Origin of the sequence: Allobosea sp. CER48, assembly GCF_044752385.1 — a bacterium.
Lineage (GTDB): Bacteria > Pseudomonadota > Alphaproteobacteria > Rhizobiales > Beijerinckiaceae > Allobosea.
The window spans coordinates 1-1,757 of record NZ_JBIWYK010000568.1; the positions used below are offsets into that span (position 1 = coordinate 1).

The following is a 1,757-nucleotide window of genomic DNA, read 5'->3' on the forward strand; positions in this document are numbered from 1 at the left end:
GTTGCATAGTCCGGCCTCCAACACGGAAAGCCGTCAATGGCTTCGGGGAGACGGATATGACCATCAGAATCTTGGGCGTGGCGGGTGTGCTTGCCGCCGGAATGTCTTTCGCTCAGGCGCAGCAGCTCGCCCCGAGCCCGACGCTGGACGCGGTCAAGGCGCGCGGCAATCTCGAATGCGGGGTGCATCTCGGGCTGCCCGGCTTCTCCTTCGCCAATGACAAGGGTGAGTGGACCGGCCTCGACGTGGACTACTGCCGGGCGCTCGCCGCCGCCGTTCTCGGTGACGCCAACAAGGTGAAGTACACGCCGACCTCGGTGCAGCAGCGCTGGCCCATCCTGCAGTCGGGCCAGGTCGACGTGCTCTCGCGCAATTCGACCATCACCTTCTCGCGCAACGCCACGCTCGGCCTCAACTTCCAGGGCATCAACTTCTACGAGGGCCAGACCTTTATCGTCCGCAAGTCGACGGGCGTGAAGGAGGCTGCCGGCCTCGACGGCGCCTCGGTCTGCGTCGCCGCCGGCTCGACCGAGGAGAAGAACGCCGCCGACTGGTTCCGCGAGCGCAACCTCAAGGTCACCATCACCAATTTCCAGAAAAACGACGACGCCATCACCGCCTATGATTCGGGCCGCTGCGACGCCTATACGGCCGGCGTCGGCGCGCTCGCCGGCCAGCGCGCCAAGCTCAAGAACCCCGAAGAGCACGTGATTCTGACCCAGCCGATCTCGAACGACCCGCAGGGGCCGGTGACGCGCTGGGGCGACGAACGCTGGCAGCTCATCGTCCGCTGGGTGCTCAACGGCACGATTGCGGCCGAGATGCTCGGGGTGACCTCCAAGAACGTCGACGAGATGAAGGCGAATTCGAAGAACACCGAAGTCCGCCGCCTGCTCGGTGCCGAGGGCGGCTTCGGCGCGATGATGGGCCTCTCGAACGACTGGATGTACAACGCGATCAAGCAGGTCGGGAACTACGGCGAGAGCTATGAGCGCACCGTCGGCATGGGCTCGGCCCTGAAGCTCGAGCGCGGCCAGAACCAGCTCTGGACCAAGGGCGGCCTGCTCTTCACCCCGCCGTTCCAGTGAGAGCGGCTTGAAGCGCGTCATGGTCGGGCCTTGACCCGACCATCTCGGAAACCAGCTTGAGCGTCACGATGTTCCCGGGTCCGCAGCTGCGCTGCGCCCGGGAATGACGCCCGCGACTCCCGATCGAGGCCGGCGTGAGCAGCTTCCTTTCTCTCGTCAACGACAAGCGCGTCCGCGACTGGATCTACCAGATCGCGGTCGTCGTCTTCCTCGTCGGCATCACCGTCTTCTTCGTGCGCAACGCGTCGGAGAACATGGTCAAGGCCGGTATCGCCTCGGGCTTCGACTTCCTCTGGCGCACCTCCGGCATCGAGGTGCCCTTCGTCCTGACCGGCTATACCCAGGCCGACAACATCCTCGCCCTGTTCTGGGTCGGCGTCGCCAACACCATGCTGGTCACGGTGATCGCGATCGTGCTGGCGACGGCGCTCGGCTTCGTCGTCGGCATCGCGCGCCTGTCATCGCACTGGCTGCTCTCGACCATCGCCGGCGCCTATATCGAGTTCGTCCGCAACATCCCGCTGCTGTTCTTCGTGCTGTTCTGGTATTTCGGCGTCATCGCCGCCCTGCCGGCGCCGCGCCAGAGCATCAGCCTGTTCGGCGTCGCTTTCCTGAACAATCGCGGCGTGACGATCCCGCTGCCCGACGGCCTCGAGAATTTCCGAATCG

The 1,757-nt window shown here is 65.2% G+C and carries 2 protein-coding genes; both read left to right on the forward strand.

All coding sequences use genetic code 11. The annotated features are described in order from the left end of the window. Positions 1–56 precede the first annotated feature (56 nt). Positions 57–1,088: an amino acid ABC transporter substrate-binding protein gene (locus ACIPIA_RS15585; RefSeq protein WP_400510871.1), complete on the forward strand. Its 1,032-nt coding sequence runs from the start codon at positions 57–59 to the stop codon at positions 1,086–1,088. A gap of 134 nt (positions 1,089–1,222) precedes the next feature. Next, positions 1,223–1,757: ABC transporter permease subunit (locus ACIPIA_RS15590; RefSeq protein WP_400510872.1), on the forward strand; the 535-nt coding region annotated here is incomplete at its 3' end.